The 16,096-nt window shown below is 73.5% G+C and carries 14 protein-coding genes and 1 pseudogene; 2 read left to right on the forward strand and 13 right to left on the reverse strand.

All coding sequences use genetic code 11. The features are described 5' to 3' along the window. The first annotated feature begins 18 nt into the window (after positions 1–18). Entirely contained in the window at positions 19–303 is a 285-nt protein-coding gene (locus ACIBW6_RS27475) for a TM2 domain-containing protein (protein WP_356489477.1), read from the forward strand. Between the two features lie 168 nt (positions 304–471). Here the strand turns inward: ACIBW6_RS27475 and ACIBW6_RS27480 are convergent, their stop codons facing one another. From ACIBW6_RS27480 to bldG, 6 genes are all read right to left on the reverse strand, one after another. Beyond that, positions 472–669 carry a hypothetical protein gene (locus ACIBW6_RS27480; protein ID WP_399064132.1) on the reverse strand — a complete coding sequence of 66 codons (198 nt, stop codon included), beginning with the start codon at positions 667–669 and terminating at the stop codon, positions 472–474. Positions 670–895: 226 nt separating this feature from the next. Further along, complete coding sequence (locus tag ACIBW6_RS27485; RefSeq protein WP_399064134.1) at positions 896–2,419, reverse strand: methyltransferase; 1,524 nt, start codon at positions 2,417–2,419, stop codon at positions 896–898. 272 nt (positions 2,420–2,691) lie between these two features. Next, positions 2,692–3,273 carry a small secreted protein gene (locus tag ACIBW6_RS27490; protein WP_399064136.1) on the reverse strand — a complete coding sequence of 194 codons (582 nt, stop codon included), beginning with the start codon at positions 3,271–3,273 and terminating at the stop codon, positions 2,692–2,694. Positions 3,274–3,519: 246 nt separating this feature from the next. Continuing rightward, positions 3,520–5,919 (reverse strand): sodium-translocating pyrophosphatase, encoded by a 2,400-nt coding sequence (locus ACIBW6_RS27495; RefSeq protein WP_399064138.1) that lies wholly within the window; start codon positions 5,917–5,919, stop codon positions 3,520–3,522. A 547-nt stretch (positions 5,920–6,466) separates the two neighbouring features. After that, entirely contained in the window at positions 6,467–6,898 is a 432-nt protein-coding gene (locus ACIBW6_RS27500) for an ATP-binding protein (protein WP_399064140.1), read from the reverse strand. 105 nt (positions 6,899–7,003) lie between these two features. Further along, on the reverse strand, positions 7,004–7,345 hold the full coding sequence (gene bldG, locus ACIBW6_RS27505) for an anti-sigma factor antagonist BldG (protein WP_003975386.1): 342 nt from the start codon (positions 7,343–7,345) through the stop codon (positions 7,004–7,006). An 82-nt stretch (positions 7,346–7,427) separates the two neighbouring features. Between bldG and ACIBW6_RS27510 the strand changes: the two genes are divergently transcribed. Then, positions 7,428–10,313, forward strand: a complete 2,886-nt coding sequence (locus tag ACIBW6_RS27510) for a DEAD/DEAH box helicase (RefSeq protein ID WP_399064142.1) — start codon at positions 7,428–7,430, stop codon at positions 10,311–10,313. Between the two features lie 40 nt (positions 10,314–10,353). Here the strand turns inward: ACIBW6_RS27510 and ACIBW6_RS27515 are convergent. From ACIBW6_RS27515 to ssd, 7 genes and pseudogenes are all read right to left on the reverse strand, one after another. After that, a pseudogene (locus ACIBW6_RS27515) lies at positions 10,354–10,824 on the reverse strand (Rv3654c family TadE-like protein); the annotation flags it as partial. Beyond that, complete coding sequence (locus tag ACIBW6_RS27520) at positions 10,821–11,195, reverse strand: TadE family type IV pilus minor pilin (protein ID WP_399064144.1); 375 nt, start codon at positions 11,193–11,195, stop codon at positions 10,821–10,823. The gene ACIBW6_RS27520 and the pseudogene ACIBW6_RS27515, both read right to left, overlap by 4 nt. After that, positions 11,182–11,319 carry a DUF4244 domain-containing protein gene (locus ACIBW6_RS27525; protein WP_399064146.1) on the reverse strand — a complete coding sequence of 46 codons (138 nt, stop codon included), beginning with the start codon at positions 11,317–11,319 and terminating at the stop codon, positions 11,182–11,184. Before ACIBW6_RS27525 ends, ACIBW6_RS27520 begins: the two co-directional genes overlap by 14 nt. Positions 11,320–11,637: 318 nt before the next feature. Continuing rightward, the gene (locus ACIBW6_RS27530; protein WP_399064147.1) at positions 11,638–12,570 is read right to left on the reverse strand and encodes a type II secretion system F family protein; all 933 of its coding nucleotides are present in this window, start codon (positions 12,568–12,570) and stop codon (positions 11,638–11,640) included. A 68-nt stretch (positions 12,571–12,638) separates the two neighbouring features. Then, positions 12,639–13,487, reverse strand: coding sequence for a type II secretion system F family protein (locus ACIBW6_RS27535; RefSeq protein WP_399064252.1), 849 nt, complete (start codon positions 13,485–13,487; stop codon positions 12,639–12,641). Beyond that, the gene (locus ACIBW6_RS27540) at positions 13,481–14,659 is read right to left on the reverse strand and encodes a TadA family conjugal transfer-associated ATPase (RefSeq protein ID WP_399064149.1); all 1,179 of its coding nucleotides are present in this window, start codon (positions 14,657–14,659) and stop codon (positions 13,481–13,483) included. Before ACIBW6_RS27540 ends, ACIBW6_RS27535 begins: the two co-directional genes overlap by 7 nt. A 286-nt stretch (positions 14,660–14,945) precedes the next feature. Further along, a complete protein-coding gene (gene ssd, locus ACIBW6_RS27545; protein WP_399064151.1) occupies positions 14,946–16,094 on the reverse strand; it encodes a septum site-determining protein Ssd in 1,149 nt (382 codons plus the stop codon). Positions 16,095–16,096 lie beyond the last annotated feature (2 nt).

Raw genomic sequence — 16,096 nt, forward strand, 5'->3', positions numbered from 1 at the left:
TCCCTAGGAGCAACTCCCATGTCCCAGCCCTTCCCCGGCGCCACGCCCGAGGCCCCGTTCGGCGTCGACCCGCAGGGCCGCCCGTACTCCGACAAGCAGAAGCTGGTCGCGGGTCTGCTCGGCATCTTCCTCGGCTCGTTCGGCGTCGGGCGCTTCTACGTGGGTGACACCAAGACCGGTGTCTGGCAGCTCGTCGTCTCCATCGTGACCTGCGGCGCCGGTGGTCTGTGGGGCTTCATCGACGGCATCATCTTCCTCACCAGCAACGACCGCACGGACGCGCAGGGCCGCCCGCTCCGCTGACGTCACACGCGCCGACGCCCGCCCCGGACCGCTTCCGGAGGCGGGCGTCGCCGTGTGCGGGGCTTTTTCCGGCCGTACTGCGGCCGGGGCTTATCCGGCCGTACTGAGGCCGGGGCTCTTCCCGGCCGTACTGCGGCCGGGGCTCTCCCATGCCGTACTGAGGCCGCGTCAGATCTGGCTGAAACACCATGCCGCGAGCGCCAGGCACACCACGCCGCTCACCCCGGCGACCACCGCCGACGCCACCGGGCGCACCCCGTACGCCACCGGCTCGCGATGTGCCGTGCGCGCCCCCGTCCACACGACGAGTCCCGCGCCGAACAACGCGAACACCGTGCCCGCGAAGACCGCAGGTGCACTCTCCATCGCCTTGCCTCCCGCCTCCGGGACGGCGCACGCCGCCCTGGCCGGACGCTGGCACGGGCGGGGGAAGCGCGGGTGAACTCCCGGGCAGCGGCAGGCGAAGAGGAACTGTCCGGCGGGCGCGCTGTCCGACGGGCCCGGCGGGCGTGATGAAGCCCTGCGGGCCCGGGGGCGTGCTATCCGACCGGCCCGGCGGGCGTGATGAAGCCCTGCGAGCCCGGGGGGCGCGCTATCCGACCGGCCCGGCGGGCGTGATGAAGCCCTGCTCGATCAGCGTGCGGATCTGGGCCGGCGTCCGGTCGCGCAGCAACACCTGCTCCTCGCCGACCAGTTGCGCGATGGCGTCCAGGATCCGCCCGGCGCTCAGCGACCCGTCGCAGACGCCCGCGAACCCGGCGCCGATCGTGTCGACCTTCGTCGCCCGGCGCATGCCGCGCCCCTGCCGGAGCACCACGTGCTCCGGGTCCTCGGCGCCCGGCAGCCCGACCTGCTCCTGCACGACCTCGCCCGCCAGCGTGAACGAGGCTTCGAGCAGGGCCGCGTCGTCGTGCGTGCGCAGCCAGTCGACGCGCTCGAAGTGTGCCCGGACCGTCTCGCCGAGCGGCTGCTCGACGGGGTGCGGCCACTCCTCCACCACGATGGAGGGCTCCTCGGCGGCGCCCTTCCTGAGCGTGATCCATCCGAAGCCGACGGCGGTCACCTTGCGCGCCTCGAACTCGTCCAGCCACGCGTCGTACCGGGCCGCGTACCGCTGCGGGTCGGTGCGGTGGTCACCGGCGTCGCGCAGCCACAACTCGGCGTACTGCGTGATGTCCTGCACCTCGCGCTGCACGATCCAGGCGTCGCAGCCGCGCGGCACCCACGAGCGCAGCCGCTCGGTCCACTCCTCGCCCTCCACGTGCTGCCAGTTGGCCAGGAACTGCGCGTATCCCCCTTCGTTCAGATGCTCCCCCGCTCCCTGAACGAGCGAGCGGCACAGATCGTCCCCGGCCATCCCGCCGTCGCGGTACGTCAGGCGCGCGCCGGGTGAGATGACGAACGGCGGGTTCGACACGATCAGGTCGTACGTCGCCTCGCCCACCGGCTCGTAGAGGGAGCCCTCGCGCAGGTCGGCCGCGGGCACCCCGGACAGGGCCAGGGTGAGCGCGGTGATGTGCAGGGCGCGGGGGTTCAGGTCGGTGGCGGTGACCCGGGTGGCGTGCCGCGCCGCGTGCAGCGCCTGGATGCCGGAGCCGGTGCCCAGGTCGAGCGCCGAGTCGACGGGGGTGCGCACGGTGAGGCCGGCGAGCGTCGTGGAGGCGCCCCCGACGCCGAGCACCACGCCCTCGTCGTCGCTGCCGATGCCACCGGCGCCGCCGACCGCGCAGCCGAGGTCGGAGACGATGAACCAGTCCTCGCCGTCGGGCCCGCCGTACGGGCGTACGTCGACGGTCGCGGCCACGTCGTCGCCGGCGCCCCGCAGCCACCCGCCCTCCAGGCAGGCGTCGAGCGGCAGCACCCCGGCGGCCCGCTCGCGCGGCACCGGCTGTTGCAGCAGGAAGAGCCGGACGAGCGTTTCCAGGGGCGTGTCGCCCCGGGTGGCGCGCAGGGCGGGCACGGTCTCGCTGCGGGCGAGCGCGGCGTAGGCGGGCGCCCCGAGCAGGTCGAGCAGCCCGTCGGCGGTGAACTCGGCGACGAGCAGGGCGTCGCGCAGCGCGCGGGCGGCGTCGGGGCGGTCGGCGGCGGGCAGGACGGCGGAAGCGGAAGAACTCACGCCTCCATTGTGACGCCGTCCTGCGCCGCACGGGCATCCGCACGCCACGCGGGACGCCGTCCTGCGCCGCACGGGCGTGCGTGCGCCGCGGGACGCGACGGCGCCCCCGGCGCCGCGGTCGTGCCGCGGCGCCGGGGGCGCCGAAGGGATGGCAGGTCGGGACCCGACGAGGTGGTGGGTCACGATCCGACGGGGTCGCCGCTCAGGAACCCGACGGGATCGCGGATCAGGACCCGACGGGATCGCGGATCAGGACCCGACGGGATCGCGGATCAGGAACCCGAGGGGGTCGCGGAGGCGCTCTTGCAGCTCTCCTGCTTGGCCATCGCCTTGCCCACGTCGCCCTCCTCCAGGTTCTTCAGGGCGTCGCTGCCGCTCTGGCTGAGCTTGTCCAGCTCGCCCGCGATGCTCTTGAGCCCCTCGGCGAACTTCGCCTGGTCGCCGGTGTCCAGCTGGTCGACCTGCTTGCGCAGGTCGGCGTAGGACGTGGAGATCTTGTCCAGTTCCTTGACGGCGTCCTGCTGCTTCTTCTCGCCGCCGTCGACGTTCGGGGCGCCCGCCTTGTCGACGGCGTCCCCGATCGCCTTGTAGGCGTCGGACATGTCCTGGAACGCCTTCGAGTCCGTCTTCTTGACGTCGGCGGGCGCGCTGTTGTCCGACGTCTCCTTCTGGATCGCGGCGTTGGCGGACTCGATCTTCTTCGCCTGCGGCTGGACCTTGTCGCAGACCTCCTTGGCCCAGGAGTCGAGCTTGTCGTTGCCGTCGTCGCCGCAGCCCGACAAGGCCATTACCAGTACCGCACCGCCGGACAGTGCGGCGGCAAGCTTCTTGTTCACCGGATCGGTCCCTTCCATGGCTCTCGGCCCCGGAACTTACACGCCGGGCACACGACAATCGCACCTCGGACATCCCATAAGACCGGTTTGTTGACCTTTAGCAGCCATTTGCACCAAGGGAGAGAAGGCTCACGGAAGAAACGCGCACCGGCCCCGCAGACGCGCGGAAGGCGCAGGTGACACGGGTGCGGAGACACCGGCGGGCGGACAGCCCGTCAAGCGCCGCTGTCCGCCCACCTGTTGAGACCGGTCTTCCGTACGCCGCTACGTGCGGGACGGTTCCACGGCCGGGTCGGCCGGCTTCGGGACCCGCCCCGCGGGCTTCCCGCCGTCCCCGTCGTCGTCGCTGACCGCGATGCCGCGCCGCTTGGAGACGTAGACGGCGCCGACGATGACGCCGAGCGCGATGACGGCGACCACGACCCGGACGGGCACGCTCGCGTCGTCGCCGTAGCTGAACTTGACGACCGCGGGCGCGATGAGCAGCGCGACCAGGTTCATCACCTTCAGCAGCGGGTTGATGGCGGGGCCCGCGGTGTCCTTGAACGGGTCCCCGACCGTGTCGCCGATCACGGTCGCCTCGTGGGCCTCGCTGCCCTTGCCGCCGTGGTGGCCGTCCTCGACGAGCTTCTTGGCGTTGTCCCAGGCGCCGCCGGAGTTGGCGAGGAAGACCGCCATCAGCGTGCCCGTGCCGATGGCGCCGGCGAGGTACGCGCCGAGCGCGCCGACGCCGAGGGTGAAGCCGACCGCGATGGGGGCCATCACGGCGAGCAGCCCGGGCGTGGCGAGTTCCCGCAGGGCGTCCTTGGTGCAGATGTCGACGACGCGCCCGTACTCCGGCTCCTCCGTGTAGTCCATGATCCCGGGGTGCTCACGGAACTGCCGGCGCACCTCGTAGACCACCGACCCCGCCGACCTGGACACGGCGTTGATGGCGAGTCCGGAGAAGAGGAAGACCACCGCGGCGCCGGCGATCAGCCCGACGAGGTTGTTGGGCTGCGAGATGTCCATCACGAGGTTCATCGGTCCGCCGTCGCCGACCTTCTCCCCCACGTCCCCGGCGGCCGTGAGGATCGCGTCCCGGTACGAGCCGAACAGCGCCGCCGCCGCGAGCACGGCCGTCGCGATGGCGATGCCCTTGGTGATGGCCTTCGTCGTGTTGCCGACGGCGTCCAGGTCGGTGAGGACCTGCGCGCCCGAGCCCTGGACGTCGCCGGACATCTCGGCGATGCCCTGCGCGTTGTCGGAGACAGGACCGAAGGTGTCCATGGCCACGATGACGCCGACGGTGGTGAGCAGCCCGGTGCCGGCCAGCGCCACCGCGAACAGCGCGAGCATGATCGACGCGCCGCCGAGCAGGAACGCCCCGTACACGCCGAGCCCGATCAGCACCGCCGTGTACACCGCCGATTCGAGCCCGAGGGAGATGCCCGCGAGCACCACGGTCGCCGGTCCGGTCAGCGACGTCTTGCCGATGTCCCGGACCGGGCGGCGGGTCGTCTCGGTGAAGTACCCGGTGAGCTGCTGGATCAGCGCGGCGAGCACGATGCCGATCGCCACGGCGACGACGGCGAGGACGCGCGGATCGCCGTCGTGGCCGCGGATCGCCGCGTCGGTGACTCCGTCCAGGTCGGCGTAGTTCCCAGGGAGGTACGCGAAGACGGCCGCGGCCACGAGGACGAGCGAGATCACCGCCGAGATGAAGAACCCGCGGTTGATGGCGCTCATCCCGCTGCGGTCGGCGCGGCGCGGCGCGACGGCGAAGATGCCGATCATCGCCGTGACGACCCCGATCGCGGGCACGATCAGCGGGAAGGCGAGTCCGGCGTCGCCGAACGCCGCCTTGCCGAGGATCAGCGCGGCGACCAGCGTGACGGCGTAGGACTCGAAGAGGTCGGCGGCCATGCCGGCGCAGTCCCCGACGTTGTCGCCCACGTTGTCGGCGATCGTCGCGGCGTTGCGCGGGTCGTCCTCCGGGATGCCCTGTTCGACCTTGCCGACCAGGTCGGCCCCGACGTCGGCGGCCTTGGTGAAGATGCCGCCGCCGACCCTCATGAACATCGCGATCAGCGCGGCGCCGAGCCCGAATCCCTCCAGGACCTTGGGCGCGTCGGCCGCGTAGACGAGCACGACGCACGAGGCGCCCAGCAGACCGAGCCCCACCGTGAACATGCCGACGACGCCGCCCGTGCGGAAAGCGATCTTCATTGCCTTGTGCGAGACAGCGGTGAGATCTTTTTCCGGCTCGCCTTCCGTGGGGGTCGCTTCCCGGGCCGCGGCGGCGACGCGCACATTGCTGCGCACCGCGAGCCACATTCCGATATAGCCGGTGATCGCCGAGAAGAGGGCGCCGATCAAGAAGAAGATCGACCGCCCCGCGCGCTGATTCCAGTCGTCCGCCGGAAGCAGCATGAGCAGGAAGAACACCACGACGGCGAAAATGCCGAGGGTGCGCAGCTGGCGGCCCAGATAGGCTTTGGCGCCTTCCTGGACCGCGGCCGCGATCTTCTTCATGGAATCCGTTCCCTCACCGGCCGCGAGCACCTGGCGCACCAGGACTCCGGCGACGGCGAGCGCCGCGAGCGCGACGACGGCGATGAGGATCACGATCAGACGGTTGTCGTCCGTCAGGACTGCGGCTGCGAAGGTAGAGGGCTCCGCCATTCGTCCTCCTTGACGCTTGGGCTGAGCTCAAGATGTGGACGGATTGTAGGGAGCGGAACCTGATCAAAACAGTGCGCGGGCAAACGTTGATGTTCTTCTTCTTGCTACCCGGCAAAAGATCGGCGGACACCGGCGGGGCCCCACCGGGGAAGAAATGAATAACACCCTCAGAGCATTAACAAAGATCGCTGATCTAGGAATTAGAGGGCGATGCGAGGGTGATGCGAGGGCGTTCGCGCAGGGCAAGGCGGGTGCGCGCGGAATTCGTCTCAGGAAACCCAGGGAACGCAGAAGAGGCCCGGTTCACCACGCAGGGGCGAACGGGGCCTCGGAGGAACCTCGTCCAGAACCGGCACGGAGGGCCGGCGGGAGTGGGCTCGGGCGGCGGGCGGGAGCGGGCTCGGGCGGCCGGACTCGGCCGGAAGAAGCGGCTGGGGCGGCCGGGACTCGGCCAGAAGAGGGAGCCGGGGCAGAGCTAGGGAGCTACGGCTACCGACCGGCTACCGGCTACCGGCTACCGGCTACGGGCTACGCAGCCACGGAGGTGCTACGGCAGCGTCAACGGCGCGGTCGGCCATGTCATCCGAAGGAGACCTCCGGACTCGTCCGCGGTGACCTCGACATCGTCCACGAGCCCGCTGATGACGGCGAGACCCATCTCGTCCTCGCCCTCCGCCTCCAGCTCGTCGGCGCCCTGGGCACCGGGCGCGCCGGGATCGGCCACCGTCCGGGGCGCCTCGTCGCCGACCTCGATGGAGAACTGCTTCTCCTCCTCGATCAGCGCCACGCGCACCGGCGCCTGGATGGAGCTGCTCTGGTGCAGCCCGACCGCGCGGCTGCACGCCTCGCCGACGGCGAGCCTGACCTCGTCGAGGACCGCCTCGTCCACCCCGGCCCTGCGCGCCACTGCGGCCGCCACGAGACGGGCGGTCCTGACGTGCTCGGGCTGAGGGCTGAAGCGGAGTTCGACGGTGGCCATGCATCCCCCTCGGTCGTACGGGCGTGCTTTCGGGGACCGGGCCGGCCAGGCCCGATCCCCGCCATCAAGCTGATCCACCGGACCGGCCTGACCGACTGAACGAGGTCAGTCGGTCGCCGCCACGGCTTCCTCGACCGAGGTGTGAATGGGGAACACCTTGGTCAGGCCCGTGATCCGGAAGATCTTGAGAATGCGCTCCTGGTTGCAGACCAGGCGCAGCGAGCCCTCATGGGCCCGCACCCGCTTGAGCCCGCCGACCAGCACGCCGAGCCCGGTGGAGTCGAGGAAGTCCACGCCCTCCATGTCGACGACGAGGTGGAAACTGCCGTCGTTCACCAGCTCGACCAGCTGCTCGCGCAGCTTGGGCGCGGTATATACATCGATTTCGCCACCGACCTCGACGACCGTACGATCGCCGACGGTACGGGTCGACAGGGACAGGTCCACGGATCCTCCAGCACCTTGCTATCGAGCGGTCGCCCCTCGGGGATACCTCGGCTTGATCCCCCGGGACGGTTCGCCAGCCGCGATGGCATTCAATCACTTACCGGCAGGCGTGCACGACGCCTTGGAGGCATTGTCCGTCACGCCAGTGACACACTCGGTGCCGATGGCCGAGAAACACCGACCCGACCGACCCCTGCCGTCCGCTGCCTCCCGCCCCTCTCCCGGGGCGGTTCTGGAGCGGCTCGCCTCGGGTCCGAACAGGGCTGCGCGCATCACTCATACGGAGCACTTGCCCCCTCGTCCGGGTCGTCATGCAGTCTGGCCGGACCGGATCCGTTCCGAGGTCATCGCGGCGGTGCAGGCGGCCGGGATCGATGATCCGTGGGCGCACCAGGCCCGCGCGGCGGAGCATGCCCTGGACGGCGAATCGGTGATCGTCGCCACCGGCACGGCCTCCGGCAAGTCCCTCGCCTATCTGGTCCCGGTCCTCTCGGAGCTGCTGGCCGGATCCGAGGCTCCGAACGGGCGCGGCGCGACCGCCCTGTACCTCTCCCCGACGAAGGCGCTCGCCGCGGACCAGTGCCGATCGGTGAAAGAACTTTCACAACCGCTCGGCACGGCGATCCGCCCCGCGGTCTACGACGGCGACACCCCCTTCGAGGAACGCGAGTGGGTACGCCAGTACGCCAACTACGTCCTCACCAACCCCGACATGCTGCACCGCGGGATATTGCCCTCCCACCCGCGCTGGTCCTCCTTCCTGAAAGCCCTCAAGTACGTCGTCATCGACGAGTGCCACACCTACCGCGGCGTCTTCGGCTCCCACGTCGCCCAGGTCCTGCGGCGCCTGCGCCGCCTGTGCGCCCGCTACGGCTCCTCCCCGGTCTTCCTCCTCGCCTCCGCCACGGCGGCCGATCCCGCGGTCGCGGCGGGCCGTCTGACCGGGCTGCCGGTCGTCGAGGTCGCCGACGACGCCTCGCCCCGCGGCGACCTCGTCTTCGCCCTGTGGGAGCCGCCGCTCACCGAGATGCAGGGCGAGAAGGGTGCGCCGGTCCGGCGCACCGCCACCGCCGAGACCGCGGACCTGCTCACCGACCTGACCGTGCAGGGCGTCCGCTCGGTCGCCTTCGTACGCTCCCGCCGCGGCGCGGAGCTGATCTCGGTCATCGCCCAGGAACGCCTGGCCGAGATCGACCGCTCCCTCGTCCACCGCGTCGCCGCCTACCGGGGCGGATACCTCGCGGAGGAACGCCGCGCCCTCGAAGCCGCCCTCCACTCCGGCGAGCTCCTCGGGCTCGCCGCCACCACCGCCCTCGAACTCGGCATCGACGTCTCCGGCCTGGACGCCGTCGTCATCGCCGGCTACCCGGGCACCCGGGCCTCCCTGTGGCAGCAGGCCGGCCGGGCCGGACGGTCCGGCCAGGGCGCCCTCGCCGTCCTCGTGGCCCGCGACGACCCGCTGGACACCTATCTGGTCCACCACCCCGAAGCCCTCTTCGACCAGCCGGTCGAGTCGACGGTCCTGGACCCCGACAACCCGTACGTCCTCGCGCCGCACCTGTGCGCCGCCGCCGCGGAACTCCCCCTCACGGAACCGGACCTCGCCCTGTTCGGCCCGGCCACGACAGAGCTGCTCCCCCAGCTCGAAGCGGCGAAGCTGCTGCGCCGCCGGGTCAAGGCCTGGCACTGGACGCGCCGCGAGTCCGCCGCCGACCTCGCGGACATCCGCGGCGAGGGCGGCAACCCCGTCCAGATCGTCGAAGCCGCCACCGGCCGGCTCCTCGGCACGGTCGACGCCGCCTCCGCGCACACCACCGTCCACGACGGCGCCGTCCACCTGCACCAGGGCCGCACCTACGTGGTCAAGCACCTCGACCTCGACGACGACGTCGCCCTCGTCGAACCCGGCAACCCCACCTACTCCACCACCGCCCGCGACACCACGGCCATCTCCATCCTGGAGACGGACCTCGAAGTCCCCTGGGGCGAAGGCCGGTTGTGCTACGGCTCCGTCGAGGTCACCAACCAGGTCGTCGGCTACCTCCGCCGCCGTCTCATCACCGGCGAGGTCCTCGGCGAGACCAAACTCGACCTCCCTCCCCGCACGCTGCGCACCCGCGCCGTGTGGTGGACGGTCACCGAGGACCAGCTGGACGCCGCCCGCATCAACCCCGAGATCCTCGGCGGCGCCCTGCACGCCGCCGAACACGCCTCCATCGGCATGCTCCCCCTCTTCGCCACGTGCGACCGCTGGGACATCGGCGGCGTCTCCGTCCCCCTCCACCCCGACACGCTCCTGCCCACGGTCTTCGTCTACGACGGCCACCCCGGCGGGGCGGGCTTCGCCGAACGCGCCTTCCACACCGCCGAGGAGTGGCTCACCGCCACCCGCGCGGCCATCGCCTCCTGCGAGTGCGAGGCCGGCTGCCCCTCCTGCATCCAGTCCCCCAAGTGCGGCAACGGCAACGACCCCCTCCACAAACGCGGAGCGATCCGCCTTCTGACGACCCTGCTGAAGGGGGCGGGTGGGGTTGAGTCCGGCGGGGCGGAGTCGGGCGCGGGTGGCTCGGGGGAATCCGGCGGGGCGGGACTCGGCCGGGTGGAGTCGGGTGCGGGCGGTCCGGGGCAACCCGGCGGGGTGGAATTCGGCCCGGCGGAGTCGGGCACGGGTAGCTCGGGGCGACCCGGCGGGGCGGGACTCGGCCCGGCCGAGTCGGACGCGGGCGGTCCGGGGCAACCCGGCGGAGCAAAAGCAACCGCGGCCGACGAGGCTGATCCCCGCAGGGCGGAGCAGGCCCCGGCCGACGGGCGCGGGCCCGGATCGACGGAAGCGGCGGCCCCTAGCGGGCCCGGACCGGCAGAGGTGGCCGCTCCCAATGGACCCGCCCCGCGCTCGGCGCGGCCGATCCCCCCTGTCCCCCCGGTTCCGCTGGACCCAGAGGACCCGCTGGGCCCGCCCGGGCTCTGACCTGCGCGGCGAACGGGGCCGATCCAGCCGCCGCGACAACGTCAGCGACCTGCCCGGCAACCGAGCACCGGACGACCCTCGAACCCTGGGCCAGCGCCACACGCCCGGCCAGAGCACATGCCTCGGCGCGGCCCTCCATCCAGTGCTCGGCCGCCGCGAGCGCCGCCAGATCGGCCGCGCCACCTGCTCGGTGCCGCGCCTCCACCGCCTGGCCCATGGCCAACACGCCCCCGAACACCGCCCCGACGGCCGCCAGTGCCACGACCACCCACACGGTGGCGGACCCACGGTCCGAACCCAGTCGGCGGGCCGCGGGGGCAAGGGCGGAACCCAGTCGGTGGCGCGAGGGCCCCCGCGCTGCACCCAGTCGGCGGGGCGAGGAGCCCCGGGCCGCACCCAGTCGGCGAGGCGCGGGACCCCGGGCCGAACCCGCCCGCGCATCCCCCCGCCCGGCTCCCCCAGCGCCTCTCCCCACGGCACCCTTCCCCTCGTCCCTCTCGTCCCCCTTCACGCCTCCCCCACCGTCTCCTCCGCCGCCGCCACGGCCTGCGCGCTCAGTTCGACGCCGAGGGGGCCCGGGCCGGCCGCCCGGGCCCGCACCGTCACCCGGACCAGGTCGCCTTCCTGGCTCACCTCGACCCGCGCACCCCGCGGCGCAGCTTCTCGCGCGGCGTCGACGGCGGTGCCCCGCGCCTCCTGCCGCGCCACCGCCCTGGCCCCGGCCCGCGCCGCGTCCACGCACCGGATCTGCGCCGACGCCGCGAGCAGCCCCCAGAGCAGCGCCATCGTGAACGCCACCAGCACCGGCAACACCACAGCCGCCTCGGCCGTCACCATGCCCCGGTCCCGCCGCCACCCCCGCATCGCCTCAGAACGAGCCATGGAGCGCCTTCGCCACCAGGGACTCCAACGCGGACTGCACGCCCCCGCTGGTCACCACCTGGTACAGCAACCCGGCGAACCCCACCGCCGCGATCAGCCCCACGGCGTACTCGGCGCTGACCATGCCCGCATCCCGGCGCACCGACCGAACCACCTGCGCCCGGCGCTTCGCACGGTCCAACAGACGCTCGTAGGACCGCACTTCGTCACCACCACGCACCTCGTGCGCGCCGCCCCGCCCCTCTGCGCCCGGCACGACCGGCGTACCCGGCACACCCCGAACGCCCCTCGCCCCCCGCACACGCCACCGGCCCCCCACACCCCGCGAGCCCCGCGTCCCCTGCATCCCAGCCGTCATGACCTCAACCCCTTCACCCATCAACGTCGTTCACCTCTCACTCATTCCGCCCGCCCCCAGAGGCGGACCCCCGCCTGCCTCCCCTCAGCGGCCCCCCAACACCCCGTCCGCCAGGCCGATCACCACCGGCAGCACCCCGATCACGAGGAACGCGGGCAGGAAGCAGAGCCCCACCGGCGCCGTGATGATCACCGCTGCCCGGCGGGCGACCGCTGTCGCGCGGCGCCCTCGTTCGGCTCTGCACTCCGCGGCGAACTGCGCCACGGGCGCCGCCGCAGGGGCCCCGGACTCGCCGGCCCGTTCCAGCAGCCGGACCAGCGCCGCAGCCCGCGGTATTGCCGCCAACTCCCGCCATGCCACTCGCGGTTCACCACCGAGCCGCATCTGCGCGGCGCCCCGCTCCATCGCCCGCCCGACCGGCCCCCCGACGGACTCGCCCACGACGCGCGCGGCGGCCACCGGTTCCGCCCCCGCGGCGACGCAGGCCGCCAAGAGGTCTGCTACGAGCGGGAGTTGCCGCTCAGCCGCAGCACGCTCAGCCGCGCCTCGTACCGACGCCTTGCTCGCCCCCGCCTCTCGCTCCCGCCACCATCTGCGGACGACGACCCCCGCGACCATCCCGGTCGCCAGCCCGGGCCAACCACCCACCACCACGTAACCCGCGCTTACCGCCCCGCCCACCGGAGCCCAGCGCCGGAGCACGACCGGCATCCCCCACGAACGCCGCCCGGGCCGCGACTCAGCCACCCCCAGGACGATCCGCATCCGTCGTCGCACCGCTCGTTCCCGTCGCCGCGCCGCGACCTCCGCCACCAACCAGACCGCCAACACAGCGACACACAGCACTACCCCCAGCCTGTGGAAAACCCCCATCACCTCTCCCTCCCTCGCGCCGAAACCCTCGTTCCACGGCCCTCGTTCCACGGACCTCGTCCCAGAGCCCTCGTCCCCCGGCCCTCGTCCCCCGGCCCTCGTCCCACGGACCTCGCCCCAGAGCCCTCGTCCCACGGCCCTCATTCCACGGCCCCCAGTCGGTGGCCCCCGCTCCAAAGCGGCCACTTACGCGAACCCCACCTGGCCCGCCCTCACCCCTCCGCCCCCCGCACGATCCGCACCGCCCACCACATCCCCACCGCCTCCAACACCCCGCCCACCACCAGGCACCCCACCCCCGCCCCGGTGTGCAGCAGCACCCGCAACGGCTGCGCGCCCATGGCCGAGCCGAGCAGCAACCCCAGCGCCGGCAGCCCGGCGAGCATCACCGCGGTCGACCAGGGGCCCGCCAACTGCGCCTGAAGGTCGGCCCGCTGGTCGCGCTCCGCCCGCAACGCCCCGGCCAGCCGGTCGAGCCCCGCCGCCAGCCCGGCGCCCCTGTCCACAGCCACCCGCCAACACGCCGCGAGCCCGTGCAATCCCTCCGCCCCCGGCTGCCGTGCCGCCTCCCGCAGAGCGCCGGCCACGTCCCCGCCGAACCGGGCCGCGGCCACCACCACCGCCCCTCTCGCCCCGGGCAGCGAGTCCGACTCCCGCACCGCGACTGCGAGCGCCTCACCCGGCTGGCGCCCGGCCCGTACCTCGCCGGCCATGAGCCCGCACAGCCGGATCACCGCGTCCCCCCGCCGCTCCCGTTCCCGCCGCGCCTCCCGGGCCCGCCGCGCCCGCGCCACCCCGGGCACGACACAGAGTCCGAACAGAAGTGGCAACGGCGACGCTCCGACGACCCCGATCACCGCTCCGGCGACCGCACACCCCCACTCGGGCCGCGCCCGGACCCACTCCACCCACCACCAGACCCGGTCCCGCCACCCGGGCACCTCCACACCGACCCCGCCGCCCAGCACCGCCCGGGCCCGCCGCACCTCTGCCTCCCGACACCGAGCGGCCCACAACACTGCCCCCACGCCCAGCACCGTCACCAACACCCCTGTCACCACTGCGAGCCGCACAGCGTCCGCACCCCCAGCAACTCCGCGAGCCGCGGCCACCCGTCCCCCGGTGCGAACCCACGCTCCCCCCACTCCAGCGCCGACACCGTCCGCACCCACCCCGCCGCGTCCCGCTCCAGCACATGGACCTGCGCGACCCGCCGACGCCCGCCCCGGTCCCGTACGAGATGGAGCACCACCGACACCGCGGCGGCCAACTGGCTGTGCAGGGCGGCCCGGTCGAGCCCCGCCGCCGTCCCGAGCGCCTCCAGGCGGACCGGGACGTCGCTCGCCGCGTTGGCGTGCAGCGTGCCGCTGCCTCCTTCGTGCCCGGTGTTCAGCGCGGCGAGCAGCGAGACGACCTCCGCGCCGCGCACCTCACCGACCACCAGCCGGTCGGGCCTCATGCGTAGCGCCTGCCGCACCAGATCCGCCAGGTCGACGGCCCCGGCCCCCTCCTGGTTGGCGGGCCGCGCCTCCAGCCGGACCACGTGGGGGTGGTCCGGCCGCAACTCGGCGGAGTCCTCGGCCAGGACGATCCGCTCCTGCGGCCCGACCAGACCGAGCAACGCGCTCAGCAGGGTGGTCTTGCCGCTGCCCGTCCCGCCGCTGATCAGGTACGACAGCCGCGCGTCGAGCAACGCCCGCAGCACGCGATCGCCGCCTGGTGGCACCGTGCCCGCCGCCACCAGCTCCTCCAGCGTGAACGCGCGTGGCCGCACGACCCGCAGCGACAGGCACGTGCAGCCCACCGCGATCGGTGGCAGCACCGCGTGCAGCCGCGTCCCGTCGGGCAGTCTCGCGTCCACCCAGGGCCGGGCGTCGTCGAGCCGCCGGCCCACCACCGCCGCGAGGCGTTGCGCCAGCCTCCGTACGGCCGCCGCGCTCTCGAAGGAGACCCCGGCCTGCTCCAGACCGCCGCCTCTGTCGACCCAGACCTGATCCGGCGCCGAGACCAGGACGTCCGTCACGGACGCGTCCGCGAGCAGCGGTTCCAAGGGGCCCGCCCCGACCAGCTCGGAGCGCAACTGCCCCGCCGCCCCCAACACCTCGGCGTCCCCCAGGATCCGCCCCTGCGCCCGCAGCGCCTCCGCGACCCGCGCGGGCGTCGCCTCCGCCCCGTTCTCGGCGAGCCACTGGCGCACGCCGTCCAACATCCGCGCCCCCACCACAGCACTCATCCCCGCTCCCCCGCATCCCTCTCGCTCCACGGCACCACCGCCACGCTCACCACGCCCTCTCGACCCGCCACGCTCACCCCCACCAAGACCAGCCCCTGCCTCCCAGCCCACTCCCACTCACCCCGAACCCCTCTCACCCCGCCACGCACACCCCCACCGAGACCAGCCCCTGCCCTGCCTCCCGCCCCACTCCCATTCACCCCGAGCCCCTCGCAACCCGCCACGCACACCCCCACCAAGACCAGCCCCTCCCCCCGACCCACTCCCGCTCACCCAGAGCCCCCTCTCACCCCGCCGCCCCCTCCTCCATCCCCACCGGCATCCGCTCCCAGAACGCCGCGCAGAACCGCCCCAACGGCCCGCCCATGGCCATCCCGGCGCCCGACCCCGTCCCGGCCGGCCCCGACCTCAGCCCCAGCCCAGCCGAGAGCCCCTCGCCGCGCCCCGCCGACACCCGCCCGTCCACAGGCACCTCACCCGCGAGCGGCAGCCCCAGCAGCCGGGCCACCTCCTCCGCGTCGAGCGCCGCCGCCCCCGACGCTGGCGCCGTCAGCACGCGGAGGTCCCGCACCACCATCCCGACCGCGCCGGCCACCCGCCGCGCCGCCGCGACCGCGCGCAGCTCGGGAGGGACCACGAGCAGCGCGAGGTCGAGCTGGGCCAGCACCTCCACCGACCCGGCGTCGACGCGGCGCGGCAGGTCCACCACGACGACCCCGCCCCGGCGGCGGCCCGCCGCGAGCACCGCGCGGACCGCTTCGGGCGGCACCGCGGCCGGCTCGCCGCGGTCCCAGCTGAGCAGCCGCAAATCATGCAGCCGGGGCAGTGACTCCTCCAGCGCGGTGCTGCCGACGCGCCCTCGCGACTGGGCGAACGCCGGCCAGCGCAGGCCTTCCACCGCCTCGGCGCCGAGCAGCACGTCGAGTCCGCCGCCGAGCGGATCGGCGTCGACGAGCAGCGTGCGCCGGCTGGCCCGCGCGGCGGCCACCGCCAGCGCGCAGGCCAAGGTGGAGGCGCCCGCTCCGCCCCGGCCGCCGAGCACGCCGACGGTGAGCGCGGGGCGGCCCGCGCCCTCGGCGACATCGGCGATCCGGTCCATCAGCCACTGCTCTCCGTCGGGCAGCATCAGCACGTGGTCGGCGCCGATCTCGACGGCCCGCTGCCACACCCCGGGATCGTCCTGATCCCGTCCCACCAGCACGACGCCCCGCCGCCGGGGCGCTCCCCGCAGCCGCGGCGCCGCGTCGTCCCCGACCAGCACCAGCGGCGCCGATTCCCAGCCGCCCCTGCCCTCGGGCGCCCCGTGTCCGACCTCGGGCCGCACGCCCGCCGCGGCACACAGCCGCAGGAGGTCGTCGAGCAGCTCCACGTCCTCCGTCACGATCAACGGCGCGCGGCGCACCCGCCGCGTCTCTCCTGCCCTGGCCTCCACCACGA

It is taken from the genome of Streptomyces sp. NPDC049813 (assembly GCF_044465085.1).
In the GTDB taxonomy this organism is placed as follows: Bacteria; Actinomycetota; Actinomycetes; order Streptomycetales; family Streptomycetaceae; genus Streptomyces.

Coding starts and splice junctions, on each gene's coding strand:
- ACIBW6_RS27475 (WP_356489477.1), top strand. CDS start 19: ATGTCCCAGCCCTTCCCCGGCGCCACGCCCGAGGCCCCGTTCGGCGTC.
- ACIBW6_RS27480 (WP_399064132.1), bottom strand. CDS start 669: ATGGAGAGTGCACCTGCGGTCTTCGCGGGCACGGTGTTCGCGTTGTTC.
- ACIBW6_RS27490 (WP_399064136.1), bottom strand. CDS start 3,273: ATGGAAGGGACCGATCCGGTGAACAAGAAGCTTGCCGCCGCACTGTCC.
- ACIBW6_RS27495 (WP_399064138.1), bottom strand. CDS start 5,919: ATGGCGGAGCCCTCTACCTTCGCAGCCGCAGTCCTGACGGACGACAAC.
- ACIBW6_RS27500 (WP_399064140.1), bottom strand. CDS start 6,898: ATGGCCACCGTCGAACTCCGCTTCAGCCCTCAGCCCGAGCACGTCAGG.
- ACIBW6_RS27510 (WP_399064142.1), top strand. CDS start 7,428: ATGGCATTCAATCACTTACCGGCAGGCGTGCACGACGCCTTGGAGGCA.
- ACIBW6_RS27520 (WP_399064144.1), bottom strand. CDS start 11,195: ATGGCTCGTTCTGAGGCGATGCGGGGGTGGCGGCGGGACCGGGGCATG.
- ACIBW6_RS27525 (WP_399064146.1), bottom strand. CDS start 11,319: ATGGTCAGCGCCGAGTACGCCGTGGGGCTGATCGCGGCGGTGGGGTTC.
- ACIBW6_RS27530 (WP_399064147.1), bottom strand. CDS start 12,570: ATGAGGGCCGTGGGACGAGGGCTCTGGGGCGAGGTCCGTGGGACGAGG.
- ACIBW6_RS27540 (WP_399064149.1), bottom strand. CDS start 14,659: ATGAGTGCTGTGGTGGGGGCGCGGATGTTGGACGGCGTGCGCCAGTGG.